15 protein-coding genes are annotated in these 18,553 nt (G+C 60.2%); 12 read left to right on the forward strand and 3 right to left on the reverse strand.

Annotated elements, in window-relative coordinates; genetic code table 11:
- The first annotated feature begins 41 nt into the window (after positions 1 to 41).
- The 9 genes from LB556_RS03900 to LB556_RS03940 all read left to right on the forward strand — a co-directional run bounded on the left by LB556_RS03900 (position 42) and on the right by LB556_RS03940 (position 10,334).
- On the forward strand, positions 42 to 2,015 hold the full coding sequence (locus LB556_RS03900) for a virulence-associated E family protein (RefSeq protein WP_224564052.1): 1,974 nt from the start codon (positions 42 to 44) through the stop codon (positions 2,013 to 2,015).
- A gap of 335 nt (positions 2,016 to 2,350) precedes the next feature.
- Positions 2,351 to 2,857: a terminase small subunit gene (locus LB556_RS03905; protein ID WP_224564056.1), complete on the forward strand. Its 507-nt coding sequence runs from the start codon at positions 2,351 to 2,353 to the stop codon at positions 2,855 to 2,857.
- Positions 2,844 to 4,598 (forward strand): phage terminase large subunit family protein, encoded by a 1,755-nt coding sequence (locus LB556_RS03910; protein ID WP_224564059.1) that lies wholly within the window; start codon positions 2,844 to 2,846, stop codon positions 4,596 to 4,598. The genes LB556_RS03905 and LB556_RS03910 overlap by 14 nt, the downstream gene beginning before the upstream one ends.
- A gap of 23 nt (positions 4,599 to 4,621) precedes the next feature.
- A complete protein-coding gene (locus tag LB556_RS03915; RefSeq protein WP_224564062.1) occupies positions 4,622 to 4,837 on the forward strand; it encodes a hypothetical protein in 216 nt (71 codons plus the stop codon).
- A gap of 1,486 nt (positions 4,838 to 6,323) precedes the next feature.
- Positions 6,324 to 6,803 (forward strand): hypothetical protein, encoded by a 480-nt coding sequence (locus LB556_RS03920; RefSeq protein ID WP_224564065.1) that lies wholly within the window; start codon positions 6,324 to 6,326, stop codon positions 6,801 to 6,803.
- Complete coding sequence (locus LB556_RS03925) at positions 6,803 to 7,534, forward strand: phage portal protein (RefSeq protein ID WP_224564067.1); 732 nt, start codon at positions 6,803 to 6,805, stop codon at positions 7,532 to 7,534. Before LB556_RS03920 ends, LB556_RS03925 begins: the two co-directional genes overlap by 1 nt.
- 663 nt (positions 7,535 to 8,197) lie before the next feature.
- A complete protein-coding gene (locus LB556_RS03930; RefSeq protein ID WP_224564070.1) occupies positions 8,198 to 9,424 on the forward strand; it encodes a pilus assembly protein TadG-related protein in 1,227 nt (408 codons plus the stop codon).
- A 42-nt stretch (positions 9,425 to 9,466) separates the two neighbouring features.
- Positions 9,467 to 9,871, forward strand: a complete 405-nt coding sequence (locus LB556_RS03935) for a TadE/TadG family type IV pilus assembly protein (protein ID WP_224564075.1) — start codon at positions 9,467 to 9,469, stop codon at positions 9,869 to 9,871.
- 121 nt (positions 9,872 to 9,992) lie between these two features.
- Entirely contained in the window at positions 9,993 to 10,334 is a 342-nt protein-coding gene (locus LB556_RS03940; RefSeq protein ID WP_411908564.1) for a pilus assembly protein, read from the forward strand.
- Positions 10,335 to 10,645: 311 nt separating this feature from the next.
- Here the strand turns inward: LB556_RS03940 and LB556_RS03950 are convergent, their stop codons facing one another.
- The gene (locus LB556_RS03950) at positions 10,646 to 10,918 is read right to left on the reverse strand and encodes a hypothetical protein (RefSeq protein WP_224564077.1); all 273 of its coding nucleotides are present in this window, start codon (positions 10,916 to 10,918) and stop codon (positions 10,646 to 10,648) included.
- A gap of 172 nt (positions 10,919 to 11,090) precedes the next feature.
- Positions 11,091 to 11,813 (reverse strand): alpha/beta hydrolase, encoded by a 723-nt coding sequence (locus tag LB556_RS03955; RefSeq protein ID WP_224565045.1) that lies wholly within the window; start codon positions 11,811 to 11,813, stop codon positions 11,091 to 11,093.
- Positions 11,814 to 12,090: 277 nt separating this feature from the next.
- Between LB556_RS03955 and LB556_RS03960 the strand changes: the two genes are divergently transcribed.
- Positions 12,091 to 13,659, forward strand: coding sequence for a winged helix-turn-helix domain-containing tetratricopeptide repeat protein (locus LB556_RS03960; RefSeq protein WP_224564080.1), 1,569 nt, complete (start codon positions 12,091 to 12,093; stop codon positions 13,657 to 13,659).
- A 24-nt stretch (positions 13,660 to 13,683) separates the two neighbouring features.
- On the opposite strand, the gene LB556_RS03965 is transcribed toward LB556_RS03960, so the two are convergent.
- Complete coding sequence (locus LB556_RS03965) at positions 13,684 to 16,521, reverse strand: ATP-dependent Clp protease ATP-binding subunit (protein ID WP_224564082.1); 2,838 nt, start codon at positions 16,519 to 16,521, stop codon at positions 13,684 to 13,686.
- A gap of 320 nt (positions 16,522 to 16,841) precedes the next feature.
- Between LB556_RS03965 and tssA the strand changes: the two genes are divergently transcribed.
- Entirely contained in the window at positions 16,842 to 18,011 is a 1,170-nt protein-coding gene (gene tssA, locus LB556_RS03970) for a type VI secretion system protein TssA (RefSeq protein ID WP_224565048.1), read from the forward strand.
- A 5-nt stretch (positions 18,012 to 18,016) separates the two neighbouring features.
- Complete coding sequence (gene tssB, locus LB556_RS03975; protein WP_224564098.1) at positions 18,017 to 18,553, forward strand: type VI secretion system contractile sheath small subunit; 537 nt, start codon at positions 18,017 to 18,019, stop codon at positions 18,551 to 18,553.

Below are 18,553 nucleotides of genomic sequence, written 5' to 3' on the forward strand. Positions count from 1 at the left end.
GACTTTGACCATAGTCGCATGGTAGAGTCACGCTCAGCGCAATGAAAAAAGCCCCGCTCGAAACTTGGCGGTTGCCGAGCAGGGCTTTTGAATATCAAGGAATAGCCGTGACTATACATCATAGCCCATTGCAAATGCAAGCCGATTTCGACCTTTCCGATATCTTGGGCGATCACCAGACCACCGGCAATCTTGCTGCCTTTCACGACGATACTAGGTGGCTGCCCCGTCCCGATGGCAAGCCAGGCAGGCTGAAGCCGGATGGCGGCACAACCTTCGATCTGGCGAACACCAGCGGCCGCCAAGTCCGGTTCATTCTTGGCGCCGGCATCGGCGCTATAACGCTGCACAATTGTGTTGCGGATGGGGTGATAGAGCCATGGGCGAAAGCGGTTGTTGATCTCTGCAATTCCTATGCCGAGGCTAGTGGCGGGACCGTCTACATATTTTTTCGCGGAAACCAGCATCTCGGCAAAGACAAGCGCGGGAAGCCGATCCACAAATGGTCAAAGGGCAGAGTTTCGGTAGCAACCGCTGATTCTGATTGCCCCGTGTCCGGCGCTCGCATCGGACGTGCTGACCTCGCCATCATCACGCGCGAAGGATTGGAAGCGGTCCTAGCCGCCGCTCGCAAGTCCCATAGCGGCAAAGTCAGTCTCGACCTGGATGGCAACGGGAACGTGAAGAAGACGCCCGACAATGCTTCCAACATCGTGACGCGCCATCCCGCCATGCAGGGCGTCTTCGCGTTGGACGAGTTCTATGAGCGCGTCAAAGTGCAACGGCGACCGGACGGCAAGCACTTTACGGGCAAGCATTGGGAGGCCGGCGGCACCCTCGCTGACGCCCATAGCCAGGATGTCAGAACATGGCTCAGCGCCGCACCGCACAATGGCGGCCTCGCCGCGGACTTTTCGAGCGACATCACAGACATCGCGATTGGGCGCGCGGCGCGTGAAAACCGCTTCCACCCTATCCGCGAGTGGCTGACTTCGCTTCCCCAATGGAACGGCACTGAGCGGGCCGAAACACTGTTCATCGATTATCTCGGCTGCCCCGACACGCCTTACCATCGCGAAGCGGCTTTGCTTTGGCTCGTTGCTGCCGTGGCGCGCGTGTTCGAGCCAGGTCACAAGTTCGACTACATGCCGATCATCGAAGGGCCGCAGGGAAGCCGAAAATCGACCTTTGTAGCGGCGCTTGGGATGGATTGGGCAGGCGCGCCGACGATCGATTGGTCGAATAGCCAAAAGATGATCGAGCAGACCGAAGGCTATTGGGTCATAGAAGTCGGTGAGCTTGCCAGCCTGAACAAAGCCGAGGCGAATGAAGTCAAGGAGTCGCTGGTCAAAACCGAAGATCGCGCCCGCATGGCCTATGCACGTCATCCGGTTAGCCGGCGCCGTCAGTGCGTGTTCATGGGCACGACGAACGATGACCAGTATCTAAAAGACCCTACCGGGAATCGGCGCTATTGGCCGATCAAATCGAGCCGGACGATGGGCGACCCGATCGACATAGACAGGCTCAAAAAGAAGCTGCCCATGATTTGGGCCGAAGCGCTCTGGCGATATGAAATCATGCGTGACGGACAGCCGGGAGGCTTGCTGAATCTGTCCCTGTCACGGGAGGCTGAGAAAGAGGCATCAGCGCTGCAGGCGAGCCGCAGGGCAGAAAGCGACGTTGATATACTAGCCGGGCAGATACAGGCGTGGCTAGACCAGCCCATCGGCGCTGAGTTCGACGACAGTCCCGCGACGCCAAAGCAGTACCGCCATAGCACGTGCTCGGCTCAGGTATGGTGCGAGATGCTGCGCCGTGATGGTTCGCCAGCGCAGGTGGATGCAATGCGGATAGGCAAGGCGCTAGCCATGTTGACGGGCTGGAAGCGGTCTAAAGGCCCGGTTTCGCGGCCCGATCTCAAAACGAAATACGGTTACGTCATCGCATATGACAGGGATGCAGAAGCCTCTAACCCTGCCTCTAACCCTATCGACCGAGGGTTAGAGCTTTGAGGCAAATCCTCTAACCCTCTAACCCTGCCGCCCCTGAAGGTTAGAGGGTTATACATCAAACAATTCAACAACTTAGAAAGACCTCTAACCCTCTAACCCTAATCCTAAGCAGTTGAGAGAAGTGAAGCAGAGATAGGAATGATCGTAACTGCACAAGAGAAGATAGGAATGAACGTGACTCTGCGCATGAATCGTAGAGTCATAGAGATGTGGGTTAGAGGGTTAGAGGCGCGCGCATATCCCCACTTGGGTCCCTCCGATGGGCGGCCGGTTGCGGGGAACACTGACCGCGAAAAAAGCCTCTTTGCAGAAATTTTCAAACATGAGCTTACGAGATGGAGTACGATCTAACTGACCTCTTGGGCGAGCCGGCTGCTTCTCATCCTGAGATCGTGCACGAAAGGCAGCTTGCCGGCTTACTCGGGATTTCCCGGCAGGCCATCGGCGAGCACGTGGCCAACGGCGTTTTGAAGCGGGCTGGCCGCGCGCGGTTCGATCTTGCCGCATCGGTCAAAGCCTATTGCGCGCATCTTCGCGAACACGCTGCCCGTGCCGGCCGCCCGAGCCAAGGCGGTGACGCGCTGAAGGCGGAACGGTTGCGGCTCACCAAGGCACAGGCTGAAGCTCAGGAAGCCAAGAACCGGCTGGCAGCTGGTGAGATGGTTGCGGCCGAAGCTGTGAGCCGCGAATGGCAATCTATCCTCCGCGACGTTCGGGCGGCTGTCCTGGCCGTTCCTAGCCGCTATGGCGCAACGATGCCGCATTTGAGCGCGAACGACGTTGCTGCACTCGATCGAGAGATACGGGCCGCGCTGGAGGGCTTGGCCGATGGAAACGCTTGAACGCATCCGAAGCGACGCACTGGAGGCGCTACGACCGCCAAAGGCACAGCCGCTGGCCGACTGGATAGAAAGCAACATCTTCCTGCCGTCGACCGCCTCCGCGACGCCTGGGCGGATGCGCCTGTACGCCTATCAGCGCGGCATCTGCGAGGCTTTGGACGATCCGGCAACGTCCGAAATAGTGATCCAGAAATCAGCACGCATAGGCTTCACCGCACTTCTCGCCGGCTATGTCGGGCATACCGTCGCGACGGCGCCCGCGCCGATCCTGGCAACGCAACCGACGACAGACGATAGCCGCGCCTTCAGCGTTGACATCGAAGCGCTGTTTGAAGCTTCGCCCGCGATCCGGGGATTGATTTCCGACGATGCGGACGAGTCGGGCCGCTCGACCATGATGCGACGCCTGTATCCTGGCGGCAGCCTCGAATTCCTGTCCGCGTCCAGCCCGCGTGCCTTTCGCCGCAAGCTGGGCAAGATCATCATTGCCGACGAGATCGACGCCTACGCCCCGACCGAGGAAGGCTCAGTTCTCGACCTCTTGCGGATGCGCAGCCAAACCTACCGCGACCGCACGATGGTTTTCGGTGGAACTCCCATCTTCGATCATGGGCCGGTGACTCGGCTGTACGATGCGTCCGACAAACGCCAGTTTGAAATCTGCTGCCCGTCCTGCCGGGAACACTTCGAACTGAAATGGCAGCATGTGAGATGGGAGGAAGGCCAGCCGGAAACGGCTCATGTAGTTTGTCCCTGCAATGGCTGCATCATCGAAGAAAAGGACAAGATGCAGGCGGTGGAGGACGGCCGCTGGCGCGCGACGGAGCCGGAAGTGATAGGGCGGGCCGGCTTTCGCATCAACTCGCTGGTGAGCCCGCATTTCAACGCCCGATGGTCGACGCTGGTAGCGGAATTTCTGCAAGCCAAGCGGACGCCGGAAACGCTTCAAACCTTCACAAACCTTGTCCTAGGCGAGCCGTGGCGCACGGAAGGCGAGGACTTTGACGAGCATGAATTATTCGGCCGACGTGAAGCCTTCGGCCTCGAAAGCCTGCCCGATGAGGTCTTGTGGATCACTGCCGGCGTCGACTGCCAGGACGACAGACTGGAGGCTGTTATCTGTGGCCATGGGCTTACGGATGTCTTCGTGCTCGACCATCGCGTGTTTTGGGGCAACATTGACGGTGACGCGGTTTGGCAGGAACTGGACTCGATGTTGCGCGAGACGTGGAAACACCCGCGCGGCGCAACGATCGGAATCAGTGCGGCTTGTGTAGACTCTGGTGACGGCGGCCATACCGAGCTTGTTAACGCTTTCACCAGGCCGCGCTTTGGCCGCCGCGTAGTGTCGATCAAGGGCGTTGCGGGCTTCTCTCGCCAGTTCCTGCAAAAGTCCGGCAGCCAGCACCTTTGGCTTGTCGGCTCGGATGCAGTGAAATCGAACCTGTTTGCGCGGCTATCTCGCGTCACGGGCTTTCGCTTCAGTGAGGATCTGGAGCCGGTCTATTTCGAGCAGTTGACATCTGAGCGACGCATAGTGCGCTATACCAAGGGCCAGCCGGTGGCCCGGTTTGAACGAAACAAAGGAGCCCGAGCCGAGTCGTTGGACGCAACCGTGTACGCATGGGCCGCACGATCGCTGATAAACCAGAATGCGGAAAGGCGCGGCGAGGAATTGGCCAGTCTTGCCATGCCTAAGAAAACGCCGAGCGTCGTCCGATCGAAGTGGCTTGAGCAATAAATAGTTGCATAGGGGAATTTGCGATGGGAACTACAGCATACTTTGACGAGAACGTAACCGATGTCGTGACCAACGAAAGAATTTCGATTGAAGCCGGAACTACCAGTTTCGTTGGCCCTGGACCGCAGCTGTATCTAAATTTTGACGGGAAAAGCGTGATATTTTCGCATAAAGAGGCGCAAGCCTTTTGCGCAGCGCTTTCGAGAATAGCCGGATACTTCAACTATCCGGACATGTGATATTGCCCTTGCGGTGCTCAGGTGCGGCTCAGAATCGCCAGCGCCGCGACACCAAGGACAGTCAACCCGCCGATACGCATGGTGAGTTGCAACGTTTGCCGCTCTATTAGCCGCTGCAACTCACGCATGTCTGCTTTTGTAGCAAGCTCAGGCATGGGGCCTTAACGCAGTGTTCTTTCTGCGAGAGCATACAGAAACCCGACCGAAACGCCATCGTGGGCGGCGGCCATTTCGCGGATTTCCCGCACCAATCGTGGAAAGTCGCCAGTCGCGGTGCAATCTTCGATTAACCGGGCCGCGTGTTGGCGGCCAAAATTGTTTTCAGTTGCCCAAGTAGACATTTAGAAATCCCTCCGTGAATTTGCTCAACGGAGGTATGGATTCCATAAGAATAAATTCATGTCAACGCACGTATTCAACGTGAAAATCACGTTAAACGTGTTTTCCAATCGATAGACCCGAGTGGGTTAACGCTCAAAATTGCGGAAACTTGTATTGTTGAATTGGTGATGTAAATGGTTGTTCTGGTCTCATGTGCTCGGCAGAGATTGGCGATTTTCGACGTGTCGACATCGACTCTGCTAATCCCGCCTCGGGCGCCGAATCGTATTCCAGTGCCTTGAAATTCATCCCCCTCATTGGGTGCAGCGGCGAATTTGATCTCACTTAAGTAAATACGATTTCGAATAAGGGAGTAGACGTCGACGGTTTCCTCAGTAACGTAACTTGGGATTATTTCGGGTCTGAGCCGACTAGCCGGCATGATCCCATATCGTTTTACGCTCTCGACGTTGGCAGACCGCGTGTAGTGGTAGAGGACGGGAGGAATTGGCCTCTCGGGGGCGTCAATCACCCAATCTGCCCATTCCGCATCCGGGGCAATGCAGAACTTGTTCTTGCAGAGTTCTATCGCCTGGTGGGTTTTGCTCGGTTCCCATGCGTAGAGGTTGGCACTAAACAAAATCGCCTGAATCTCGCTTCGAACGGTCTCGGTATATGACATGGCTCGTTCAGCGCAGATATTCGGCGAACGCCGATTCAAGATTTCGCTCAGTCACCCTAATCCCATTGTCTTTGAACCAACTAGCAACCATCCAAGCCGCGAGTTCAAAAGGCATGTTCATGCGTGCGCACGTCTCTGCCGCTCGCTGTGCTCGTTTCAACTGTGAAGCGTTCATTGGCTTCCGTTCCCTTTTTTTTCGAGGGGAGCCGGGCAGCGGCGTCAATCTTCCAAATTGGAGACCGCCGCCCGGCTCTTTGTCGGCGTCCGACTTCTCAGGATCGTCGCCGACTGCAGCGGGCGGGGAGATGAAGACCGCCTGGTGCGCTACTAAAAATTCTGCTGAGAATGTAGCCGTAATCTATAGGGGATGTCAACAGTTTATACTTTCACATCTATTGTGAAACCTTGAGTACAGCGATTTCACATAAATATTGAAAGTGTAAGTCTATTGAAATATTCAGCAGTTTAAGACATAATCCCTACATGAAACTTCGCATCTCGCATCTGATCGATGACATTGCTTGCGCTGGCTTGCATCCGGAGACGGCCCGCGCCCGCGTGTCGAGCTACGCACAAAACCGGCTAATCTGTTTCGCGGCCGGGACCAACACCAGCCCAAACATCTATCGGCCTGAAGATTCGGCCGTGGCGATCATTCTCAGCGCATTGCAGGATTGCGGCGTTGCAGACCTCGATTTACAGCGTGACGTTTGCCTTGAAATCTATCTTCGTATCGGTCGATGCCTGGCCGGTCTCACCGATGGCGAAAGCTGGTCGCTGGTCGTTGATGTCTATCGCGGCACGCTTGGCCGATTCATCAATGCGCATCTGGTCCGCTACGGGGAAGCGGCTTCGCCCGCCATGCATCCTGCTTTCACACCGCGCGGTGCAATTGTGGTTGTGCTCGATGAAATGTTGTCGCCAGTCGTGCGACGGCTCAATCCGCCGAAGGGGGCAAACTGATGCGCTTCCTAGATCGTCTCTGGAAACGCTCGGCCGCAGTTCGCAGCTACGAAGCCGTTACCGGCGCTAAGAACCGTTTCGATGCCGGCCGCGCGACCTTCAGCACCTATGCAACTGAGATTGCCGCAGCCCGTGGCACTGTGCAGGGCCGTGCGCGGCACAAGGCCCAAAACAACGCTTTGGCGCGCGCCGCGAAAGAGGCTTGGTCGACTGCCGTTGTCGGGCCAGGGCTGATCCCCACAAGCCAGCATCCCGACTCCGCAACTCGGGCAGCGCTGGACGCTCATTTCACCAAGTGGGCAAAGCGGGCAGATGTGACAAGTCGGGGCAATTTCGGCGCCCTGACGGCCAACGCCGTAGCCGATGAATTCATCGACGGGGAAGCCTTCGCGCGATGGGTCGGCGACCAGCTTCAGGCAATACCCGCTGAGCAGGTCGCAAACGATCTGACCACGATGCTTTCCAACGGCAGGCAAATCGTCAACGGCGTAGAGATTGACGCGGATGGCCTTGTCCTTGCCTTCCATATCCACCCGGCTCGTCCGACTGACGTCTTCGCGACCTATGCGCCGCCCGTGCGTATCGATGCCGACGACGTGCTGCACCTGGGCCAATTCGAGACCGGTGCTTACCGGGCAATCTCGAAATTCGCGCCTGTCCTGCTTCGGCTCGACGCGCTGGACTCGCTTGAAGACGCGCACGCGAGGCAGACGGCGCGGGATGAGCGCTAACAGCAAATTGGCTGTGGATTAACTCGTCTGTTGGCATTTTTGTTGGTATTGAGCCAATAAAATGTAACAGTTTCATGCACATATGATAGCCTCTCCCGCTACCAACATCCCCCCGCTCCTTTGACGCCGTGGGAAGGCACGCTCGCCCAAGAGTGCCGTCAGCCGACCAGAGATTTCGACTTCAACCCCGCCGGTTATCGACGGATCTCGAAACGCCGTTACGATTTCGCCTACACACGAGCCTCGATGGGCTCACCCCGCTTGAATATGCAACCCGATCCGTCAAGAATCACAACGTGAACAGGGCTAACGTCATTTCGTGTGCGATTTCGCACACGGCATCTCCTGCGCGCCCAGTTCGCGACTGAAGTCACGCGTTGTGGCCTCCCATGTAGTTCGAGAGCCATTGATGGAGGAGCAGATCCCAGCGCGTACTCACGACGAGGCAAGTTGCTAAAACACGCTAGGTTGCTCCTGCCTCGAAGGGCCCGACCGGGAACGCCTCTCCGGCCTTTGCAGGACCTGGCGGCAACGGCGGCGGCCACGGTAACGGCGGAGGGCAACGAGCAGCCAACGAGTCCATTTGGTATCAAATAGATCACCGCTAAGAATGAACCGAACTTTTTAGCCGTTTGTTAATATATGCATGTCTTCTAATTTACCATGGCTTTCAATCGCTTCACTCTAGTTCGGCTTATGGCGGACGGTATAAGCCGGGATACGAGCGCGAATGTCGCCACCATCTTCGCTCTGACCTTGCCCATCGTTATCGGTGCCGCGGGCTTCGGTATCGAGACGTCCTACTGGTACTATAACAGCCTGAGACTTCAGGCGACGGCCGACGCCGCGGCCTATGCCGGCGCGCTCGAACAGATCTCGGGGTCTGACCAGCCGACGATCGTCGCGGCCGCGACCCAGTCGGCCGCTTCCAACGGGCTGGGTTCGGGCACGATCGTCGTCAACACGCCGCCGGCATCCGGACCGAACACGGCGAAGAAGGCGGTGGAGGTCATCGTCGGCCAGAAGCTCGATCGGATGTTCACCTCGATCTTCACGCAGGGCCAGGTTCCCGAACAGGCGAGGGCGGTGGCGCTCATCACCAATGCCTCGAAGGCCTGCGTGCTGGCGCTGGATCCGTCCTCATCGAAGGCTGCGCTGTTTTCAGGCAGTACCAGCGTGAAGCTCACCGGCTGCTCGGTGATGTCAAATTCGATTGCCTCTGACGCCATCAAGCTTCAGGGTTCTGCAGGGCTCCAGGCCGATTGCCTGATATCGGCGGGCGGCGTCTCTCTCAGCAATCCCGTCACGACGGTTTGTGCTGCCCCGATCACCCAGGCGCTACCCGCCGCCGATCCGTTTGCCGGTCTGCCGGCGCCGGCGGCCTCGAACCCCTGCCAGAACACCAACAAAGCGACGTTGGCGCCGGGTACGTACTGTAATGGACTCAGTCTTAGCGGCAACGTCACCCTTTCGCCTGGCGTCTACGTTGTCCAGGGCAATCTCAAGATAAACGCCAACGCTGCCATCACCGGCAGCGGGGTGACCATCTTCATGGCAGGCAGTTCGACCGTCAGCATGAACGGCAACGCCACCGTAAATCTGAGCGCGCCGACATCCGGCGCCTACTCCGGCGTGCTGATGTATGGGGACAGAACGGGCGCCGGCGGACAAAGCACCTTCAACGGCACCGCAGATTCGTTGCTGACCGGCGCGCTCTATTTCCCGAAGCAGCAGGTCAACTATCTCGGCAATTTCTCCGGCAAGAACGGGTGCACCCAAGTCGTCGCGAACCTGATCCAATGGTCTGGCAACTCGACGATCGATCAGGATTGCACGAGCCTCGGCATGCGCGACATCCCGGCCGCGCAATCCGTGGCACTGGTCGAGTAGTCTCACGTGAAGCGCCGATCGATACCGATTCTCAGAGATGAGGTGGGCGCTGCGGCCGTCGAGTTCGCGATGGTTCTGCCCTTCCTGTGCGTGGCACTGCTCGGCATCCTGGACGGCTGGTCCTACGTAACGAGTTCACTGTCGATGCGCGCCGGCGTCAAGACCGCCGCGAACCTGATCATGGCAGGATCGACCGATGATACGGCAACCCAGGGCATTGCCATTTCGAGCTGGGAGAAGCGGCCGGCGGATGGCCAGGTTACGCTAAGCCGAATTTACATGTGCGGGACGACCGTGGTCGACGCGGCCACATTGTGCAGTGGGCCCAAGGCGCCATCGGTGTATGTCCAGATCCAGGCCTCGGCCACCTGGGTGCCGCCTTTCACCTTCGGTGTTTTTTCCACGTCCAGCGTCATCGGGCACCTGGAGGTAATCCGTGTCCGCTAGAGCCATTTCTAACTTCAAGCAAACGGAGACCCGTTCTATTCCCTTTCTCGAATGCAATTCCAGGAAAACCGCTTCCACGTTCAGGCAGGATCGATCGGGCGGTGCCGGGCTGGAGTTCGCATTGATCGCGCCTTTTCTTATCATGCTGCTATTTGGCATCTTCGCCTTCGGCTGGTCGATGAACGCCGTGTCCAGCGTCCGCTATACGCTGGAGACATCGTCACGCTCGCTGCAGCTTCAGAACACGCTGACCCAGGCCGACATCCAGGCGATCGCCACACAGAAACTGCAGGCCTTGGGTTTGAAGGATGTCATCGTCACGATCGTCGTCGATCCGGTAAGCGGTGGCTTCCGCATGGCGCATCTGACTGCCAGCTATGCCTTCGTCATCGACTTCCCCTATTTCAGCGCCTTCCCGATCAACTATGCGACGACCGTCACGGTGCCGTTGGTCGGCGCGTAGGGCGACCATTCGGGCAAAGTCGACCGCTATCACGTTCGTCTCGCGGCCCTGTCGGCGGGTCTGGCGTTCTTGCTGGGGCTGGCGATCAACCAGTGCATTCTTGTGTTCGTGCATCGGATACGCCCCACGATGCCGGTGTGACGCATCTGTTGATTGCGCCCAGTGCCGACTGGTCGTTCCCGTTCGACCACGCGACCGCATCCATCGCGATCGTTGCAGCCTTTGCGAATGCGCTGATCCGAGGGGCACGTGACGGGCCGCCGGATGGCGGGTGAAGACCCGCCATCCCTGGAAGACTTGATCGAATGGCGTTACGACCCCGCCAGCGCGTTCACGTCGGCGCAGAACTCGGCGTGCGGCTTGCTCATCGCGGCATCCTGGCAGAGCCTATGCACTTCTTCCTGCTTTTCCTTCGGCATTGCCATGAAGACCTTCTTGAATTCGGCCATCGGCTTCAACTGCTTCAGCGCCGAATCCGCGTAGAAGGGCGCCATGTTGGAGGGCTCGTCGAGAGCGCCGGCAAGCGCGGCGCCACCAAGGGCGAAGAGGGAAGCTGTTGCGAGGCAGATAAGTTTGAGGTTCATGGATCTGGTCCTTTCCTGGGTGATGCGGTCGTCCGATCGACGACCTGTTTGGTAATCGGCAACATTCAAGCCTGGCGCCTCGGCGTGCTCGCCGGGACGCATCGACTGCCTGGATGTTTTCTGGTCTTGCCGCCGATAACGGCTGACGGTTTGGGCGGGTGAAAGAAACCGGCTAATTTCCGGCCGGCTTCGCCGTCTGGGCAGCCTCTTCGATCAGCTCGGCGACCGCGCCGGGCTTCGACACGTAGATCGCATGGCTGCCGGCGACTTCCACGACGGTGGAGCCGGCGCGCTTCGACATGGCGCGTTGGGCGTCCGGCGGGATCATCTTGTCTTCGGTGGCGACCATGTACCAGCTGGGCTTCACCTTCCAGGCCGGGGCGCTGACCTTTCCCTCCAGCGCCGCCACGGCCCACGGGACCTGCGAGTCGCCCATGAATGAGGCGAGGTCCGGCCGGACATCAGCGGCAAACGACGCAGCGAACTTAGCCTTGTCCAGGAACAGGAAGCCATCGACCGGCGGCTGGATCGGCGGCACCGGAGCACCTGGCGGCGGGTTGGCGATCAGGCTTGAAACGGATTCGCCAGCGTCGGGTGCAAAGGCGGTGATGTAGACCACGCCCGCCACCTTGGGATCGGTGCCGGCCTCCGAGACGACGACGCCGCCGTAGGAATGGCCGACAAGGATGACATTGCCCGACGCGGCCGCGATCGCGCGCCTGGTCACCGCCACATCGTCGGCGAGCGATGTGGTCGGGTTCTGGACGATGGTGACGTCATAGCCATCCTTCTTCAGGATTTCATAGACGCCTTCCCAGCCTGACCCGTCGACGAAGCCGCCGTGGACAAGGACGATGGATTTCACAGGGGCAGCGAGCGCCCCGGTTGCTGACATGCCCAGGGCAAGTGCAGCAGCCGAGACGAGTGCGGTAAGAGCAGTCGACATCGAGTTCTCCCTCCAAGTTGGTTCCGAGTTCACCGCGAACTCTTCACGCGCACACGGCAGGGCTGCTTCAGCGCTTGCTGATTGAACGATCCTGCAGCGCAGGATCTCGACTGATGATGCGATACCGTTGGCGTGCTTGAGTACGATGTCTTGAAGTGGTCTCTCGCGTATTGAAGCGATGCCGAATAATCTCCGAACAATTTCCAAAGCCGCGTCAGCAGGTGCAATGTCGAAGAACGCCACCGTTTTTGGCCCGTTTACGCTGGACCCCGACAAGGGGACGCTTTTGCGCCAGGGCGAGCCGGTCGCCCTGGGCCGCCGTGGCATTCTTCTCCTCCATGCATTGCTCGCACGACCAGGCGAAATTCTCACCAAAACCGAACTGATGGATGCCGGCTGGCACGGGAATGTCGTCGAGGAGAGTAATCTATCGGTGCAGGTCGCGCTGCTGCGCAAGGCACTTGGCCCCTCGCCCGATGGCGGAGAATGGATCGCGACGGTCCCCCGGATCGGCTATCGCTTCCTTCGGCCAAGCCTCGAACAGGAGGCCAAAGTGGCCGTGCAGCAGGCGAAGCCCTCGCTTGCCGTTCTTCCGCTCACCAGCCTCAGCACCGATACCGAACAGGAGTATTTCGCGGACGGTCTCGCCGAAGAGATCATAACGATGCTGTCAAAACTCTCCGGGCTGGTCGTCATCGCCCGCAGTTCGAGCTTTGCCTACAAGGGAAAGTCGGTCGACATACGCACCATCGCCAGTGATCTCGGCGTTCGTTTCGTCCTGGCGGGAAGCGTTCGCAGAAGCGGCAACCGTCTGCGGATCGTCGCGCAGTTGAGTGACGGAGAGACGGGCGTCCATCAGTGGGCCGAGAGCTATGATCGGGAGCTGGCCGATATGATCGCGGTCCAGGAGGAGGTGGCGCGTCAGATCGTTGGCGAGCTCCACATCGCGCTTTCTCCGCGAGAGGTGACGCAATGGCCTCGAATGGCATCGACGGGAACCAAAGATATTGCCGCCTATGACTGCTTCCTGCGCGGGCGCGCGATGCAACGTGGCGCCACGCAGAACGGCGATGTCTTCAAGCGGACAAGTGAACTGTTTCGCCAGGCTATCAAGCAGGATCCCGGCTATCCAGCACCCTACGCCGCGCTCGCGATGGCCATGGCGCACGCCTACTACAATCGCTGGACTGACGATCCCGATTGCGCGCTCACGGAAGCCGGCAAGCTTGTCGAGGAAGCCATCGAGCGCGACCCAAACGATGCCTTTCCTCACGGCGTTGCCGCCTTGATTTCGATGTACCGGAAGGACTTTGAGCGATGGGAATCCGAAGTCGAAATTTCGCTGGCGCTCAATCCAAACTTCGCGCCTTCGCTGTCTTTGCGCGGGACGCTCAACATGTACTCGGGAAAACCGCTAACGGCGATCGAGGATCTGGAACGCGCCATGCGCCTCGACCCTCTCTTCTCGCACCTGTATCTTCATCATCTGGGCGTTGCGCATCTCATCGCCGGCAAATACCAAACCGCCGCCGCCCTGTTGCGAGAGCGCATCCTGCTCGTTCCGGAGACCGACATGAGCCGCGCCTACCTTGCGGCGACGCTTGGACTTCTGGGCGATCGCCAAGGCGCGTGGCAGGTTTGGCAAGAGCTTAAGGCGATAAAGCCGGACTATTCGTTCACAAAGGGCATTGGTCAGGCGCCGTTCAGAGACCCCGCGGGTCTGGAGAGGGTCAGGTGCGGGCTGCTGGCGGCCGGCCTCGATCTTGAACCTGCCACCGATGCGGATGGTTTGTAGCGAAATAACGACTTTCAATTGGGTCTATTCGAACGAGTAAGTAAATCCTTCCGCCGAGGCGCCTACGGTGACCTTTGTCATCTTCGCCCCTTCGAGCGAGCGGTTGAGCACGCCGCGGCTCAGCTCCGGCAGCAGCGTGTTGGTCAGGATGGCGTCAATCATGCGCCCGCCGGATTCAATCTCGGTGCAGCGCGCCTTGACCAGATCCATGACGCCGTCGCCGATCACCAGTTCGGCATCGTTGGTCGCCCTCAGCCGGCGCGCGATCTTGCCGAACTGGTGCCGGGTGATCGCCTCGATCATCGAATCCGAAAGCGGATAGTAGGGGATCGTCACCACGCGGCCGAGGAATGCCGCCGGAAACACCTTCAGCAGCGGCGCGCGCAGGGCCGTGTCGAGATCGTCGAGCCCAGTCCGGACGGTGCCGTTCCTGCTACGGTCCATAATGACTTCGGAGCCGACATTGGAGGTGAGCAGGATCAGCGTGTTCTTGAAGTCGATGCGCCGGCCCTCGCTGTCGTCCATCATCCCCTTGTCGAAGACCTGGAAAAAAATCTCGTGCACGTCCGGATGCGCCTTCTCGACCTCGTCAAGCAGGATCACCGAGTAGGGCCTGCGCCGCACCGCTTCGGTCAGGATGCCGCCCTTGCCATAGCCGACATAACCGGGCGGCGCGCCCTTGAGTGTCGAGACCGTGTGCGCTTCCTGGAATTCGGACATGTTGATCGAGATGAGGTTCTGCTCGCCGCCATAGAGCGTCTCGGCCAGCGCCAGCGCGGTCTCGGTCTTGCCGACGCCCGAGGGACCGCAAAGCAGGAACACGCCCACCGGCTTCTCGGGCGCGCCGAGACCGGCGCGGCTGGTCTGGACGCGCCTCGCGATCATCTCCATCGCATGGTCCTGCCCGACCACGCGTTCAGACAGCGTGGCGGCGAGCTTGAGCGCCTTCTCGGTCTGGCTGGAGAGCATCCGTCCCGTCGGGATGCCGGTCCAGTCCTGCACCACGGTGGCGACCGCGTTGCGGTCGACCGAAGGCAGGATCAGCGGCGTCTCGCCTTGCGCTTCGGCGAGTTCCGTCATCAACACGCGCAGCCGCGCGAGATCGGCGGCAGAGGGTCCGGCCACGATCCCGGCGGAAGGTGCCTCGGCCTTTGCCGCCCTGGATTCCTTGGCTTTCGAGGCCTTGGCTTTCTGAGACTTGGTCTCGGCGGTCTTGCCTTCGGCCGGCTTGCTCTCGGTCGACTTGTTCTCAGGTGTCTTCGCCGCAACGTCCGCGCTTTCCGTGTCCCCGTTAGGTTCATCGGCCGCCGCATCGAGCGGCACACCTTCGCCGCGCAGCCTGGCGCGCAGGTCGAGGATCTCGCTCACCAAGGTCTTTTCCCGATCCCAGCGTGTCTGCGCGGCGGCGAGCGTCGTCTCGGTCTCCGCCAGCCCGGCGTCGACCCTGGCTTGCCTGTCCGTCACCTCGATGCCTATCGCCGCCTCGCGACCTATGATGCCGCGCTCGACCTCGAGCGCCTGGCGGCGTCGCAAGATATCCTCGACCTCGGCCGGCGTTGCGTGCTGCGAAACGGCAACGCGGGCGCAGGCGGTATCGAGAAGGCTGACCGCCTTGTCCGGCAGCTGGCGCGCCGGAATGTAGCGATGCGAGAGCGCAACCGCGGCTTCGATCGCCTCGTCCAGGATCTGCACCTTGTGGTGCTGCTCCAGCACGCCGGCGACGCCGCGCAGCATCAGCACGGCGACGGCTTCCGACGGCTCGTCGATCTTGACCACCTGGAAGCGACGCGTCAGCGCCGGATCCTTCTCGATATGCTGCTTGTATTCAGCCCAGGTCGTCGCGGCGATGGTGCGCAGTTCGCCGCGCGCCAGCGCGGGCTTCAGGAGATTGGCCGCATCGCCGGTTCCGGCAGCGCCGCCGGCGCCGATCAGCGTATGCGCCTCGTCGATGAAGAGGATGATCGGCGTCTCGGAGGACTGGACTTCGTCAATAACCGCCTTCAGCCGTTTTTCGAATTCGCCCTTGACGCTGGCGCCCGCCTGCATCAGCCCGACGTCGAGCATGCGCACGCTGACGTTCTCAAGCGTCGGCGGCACGTCGCCCTGGGCGATGCGCAAAGCAAACCCCTCGACGACCGCCGTCTTGCCGACACCCGCCTCGCCGGTCAGGATCGGGTTGTTTTGCCGGCGTCGCATCAGGATATCGACGATCTGCCGGATTTCAGGATCTCGGCCGACAACCGGATCGATCTTGCCGTCGCGGGCGCGCTGGGTAAGGTCCGTGGCATATTTCGCCAGCGCTGAATCCCCGCCTGGGCCGCGTTTCATCGGTGTCTCGGTGGCGGGGATGGCTGCGGAAGCGCCGGTTTCGAGCGACCCTTCCGTGACATCGGCAAAGCGGCCGATGGCGCCGTCGGCATCGATCTTGTCGAACTCGCCGCTGATCTTGGACAGCAGGCCTTCCAGCACGGGCGTCTTCAGGCAGGCAAGCAGAATATGGGCGCTGCGCACCTCTTCGACGCCGAATTCCAGCGTCGCCAAATTCCAGCCTTCCTGGATGGCGTGAAAGATATGATCGGAGAATTCCTCGATGGAAGTGGCGCCATAAGGGAGCTTGTCGACGGCGCGGGTCATGTCCGCCGTTAGCCGGCTCGCGTCCAAGCCCGCGTCGGCGACAATCATCTGGACGTCCGAGCGCTCGGACAGCACGAGTTGTTCGATGAAGTGGACAAGCTCGACATAAGGATTGCCACGCAGTTTGGCTGCATCGGCGGCTGCCTTGAAGGCACGCTGACAGAGCGAATTCAGCTTGGCGACCAATTCCTTGCGCTTGAAGCTCTGCGACGACCGGCGCTGTTCCATCGAACCTGCTCCCGAAATCTGGCGACCGCACCCTGCCATATAAGCGGCCTCTTGACAAAGCGTGTGACGGGATAAGGCGCTTGAACATGTCCGGGCGGCACCTCCCGGTTACAAAAGTCTTGCATACCAACAAACAGTGCCCGGGCAATGCGATGCATTTCGCCTACCGGGTCCGGCAATAGCGCATCGGTTCCGACGGAGAAAACGGTTGGGTTTACCTTCCGTTGGTTTTTGAGCAAGTGCTCAATTGTGGTAGAGTGAGACCGTGTGATAACGTTGCGTCACATGACGGTCTGGAGGCCGCCTGGCTGGGGGTAGGTGTGATTGATCTCGCACTCTGGCTCGATCCGATCGACGGTGAGAATCCGTCGGGGGTGGATTTGCGCAGCAATGCGGCCTTTCACGACCTTGAACGCCTGACGGAACAGCAAAAAAAGGTCGAGTATCAGGGCAACGCCAAGTCGGAAGTCGATGTCCCGATCGACTGGCCCGCCGTTCTCGCCAAGTCCGAAGAACTGCGGCCTCTCGGTCGTGACCTGCGCTTGCTGACCCTCGTCACCCGTGCCCTGGCCAACGAATATCAGCTGGCCGGGCTGGGTGAAGGACTGACCCTCATCGCCCGGACCTTCGACCAGCATTGGGAGACCATGCACCCCGCCCTGCGCTCCGCCGGCACGGCGCGCGATGCCGCCTTGCGCCGCATCAACGCGCTGACCGACCTCCAGAACGGCCAGGATGGCCTGCTCAAGGATTTGCGGAAAATGACGTTTTTCGCGCCGCGTCCAATCGGCCCGATCCTCGGTGAGGATCTGGAGAGAGGCGCCCTCGACGAGCACGTCATGCTGCAGGAAGCGGCGTCGGGACTGAACGCTGCCGAGAAGGCGGCGCTGGTGAGTGCCCATGGCCAGTTGGTCAATCGGGTGCGAACCGCATGCAAGGCGCAGATCGACCAGGCTGGCGAGGCAATGACATCGTTCATCGCCGATGCCCGCGCGGCGATAACGGCTCTCGAGGCGGTGGAGACCGCGCTCAATGCCCGCATAGAAGGAAGCGGGGCCACCGTTCCGGAATTGAAGCGGTTCCTGCAACGTTTGCTGACGACGCTGGAGCGGAACTCGGTTGCTGGCACGTCGGCGAATGGCGCCGCGAAACCGGCCCAGCTGCCGACGGCACAGGCAGCGCCCGCCCGAAACGGTCATGGAGCCGATGCAATGGCAAGTGTGGCAAACCACGCGGAACCGGGCGCGGGCCTGCCCGACCGGATTTCCTCCCGCGACGACGTCGTGAAGTGCCTCGACCTAGTTGTCGCCTTCTATGACCGCACCGAGCCGTCAAGCCCCATCCCGCACCTCGCCCGCCGCGTCCGGCGCATGGTGCACATGGATTTCGTGGAACTGATGGAAGATCTCGCCCCGTCGGGGCTCAAGGAGTTCCGGCTGCTTGCCGGTGTCCCCGATCCCAAGAAGCCGGCCCAGAAGGATGAAAGGTAAGAAGCATGCCAGCAGAGAGCAAAGCGAAGGTCATCGAAAGAAACCGCGCCCCGCGCGTGCAAATCGCCTACGACGTTGAAACCTACGGCAGCCCGACGACCATCGAGTTGCCGTTCGTCATGGCTGTGATGGCCGACCTTTCCGGCGCTTCCCAGACCAGGGAAGCGATGAAGTCGGTGCTCGACCGCTCCTTCATCGAGACCGACGCCAACCGCTTCCCCAAGTTCATGGAGGCCATGGGGCCGCGCGTGAAGGCGCGGGTGAAGAACACATTGCCGCAAGCGGAAGGCGCCGAGCGGGACGAGGAGTTGGCGCTCGACCTCACCTTCTCGAAGATGGGCGATTTCGCGCCGGACAAGATCGCCGAGCAAGTTCCGCAACTGGCCGAAATCCTCAAGATGCGGCGTCAGCTCGAGGAACTGCTGGGCTTCATGGACGGCCGCGTCGACGCCGAAAAGCGCATCGCACAGCTCCTGAACAACGAGCCGCTGCTGAGCAGGATCGCCAGCCAGGCGATGTCCGACGACAAAGGCGAGGAATAA

Source organism: Mesorhizobium sp. ES1-4 (assembly GCF_020164745.1).
In the GTDB taxonomy this organism is placed as follows: Bacteria; Pseudomonadota; Alphaproteobacteria; order Rhizobiales; family Rhizobiaceae; genus Mesorhizobium.

Coding starts and splice junctions, on each gene's coding strand:
- LB556_RS03900 (WP_224564052.1), top strand. CDS start 42: ATGAAAAAAGCCCCGCTCGAAACTTGGCGGTTGCCGAGCAGGGCTTTT.
- LB556_RS03905 (WP_224564056.1), top strand. CDS start 2,351: ATGGAGTACGATCTAACTGACCTCTTGGGCGAGCCGGCTGCTTCTCAT.
- LB556_RS03910 (WP_224564059.1), top strand. CDS start 2,844: ATGGAAACGCTTGAACGCATCCGAAGCGACGCACTGGAGGCGCTACGA.
- LB556_RS03915 (WP_224564062.1), top strand. CDS start 4,622: ATGGGAACTACAGCATACTTTGACGAGAACGTAACCGATGTCGTGACC.
- LB556_RS03920 (WP_224564065.1), top strand. CDS start 6,324: ATGAAACTTCGCATCTCGCATCTGATCGATGACATTGCTTGCGCTGGC.
- LB556_RS03925 (WP_224564067.1), top strand. CDS start 6,803: ATGCGCTTCCTAGATCGTCTCTGGAAACGCTCGGCCGCAGTTCGCAGC.
- LB556_RS03930 (WP_224564070.1), top strand. CDS start 8,198: ATGGCTTTCAATCGCTTCACTCTAGTTCGGCTTATGGCGGACGGTATA.
- LB556_RS03950 (WP_224564077.1), bottom strand. CDS start 10,918: ATGAACCTCAAACTTATCTGCCTCGCAACAGCTTCCCTCTTCGCCCTT.
- LB556_RS03955 (WP_224565045.1), bottom strand. CDS start 11,813: ATGTCAGCAACCGGGGCGCTCGCTGCCCCTGTGAAATCCATCGTCCTT.
- LB556_RS03960 (WP_224564080.1), top strand. CDS start 12,091: ATGTCGAAGAACGCCACCGTTTTTGGCCCGTTTACGCTGGACCCCGAC.
- LB556_RS03965 (WP_224564082.1), bottom strand. CDS start 16,521: ATGGAACAGCGCCGGTCGTCGCAGAGCTTCAAGCGCAAGGAATTGGTC.
- tssB (WP_224564098.1), top strand. CDS start 18,017: ATGCCAGCAGAGAGCAAAGCGAAGGTCATCGAAAGAAACCGCGCCCCG.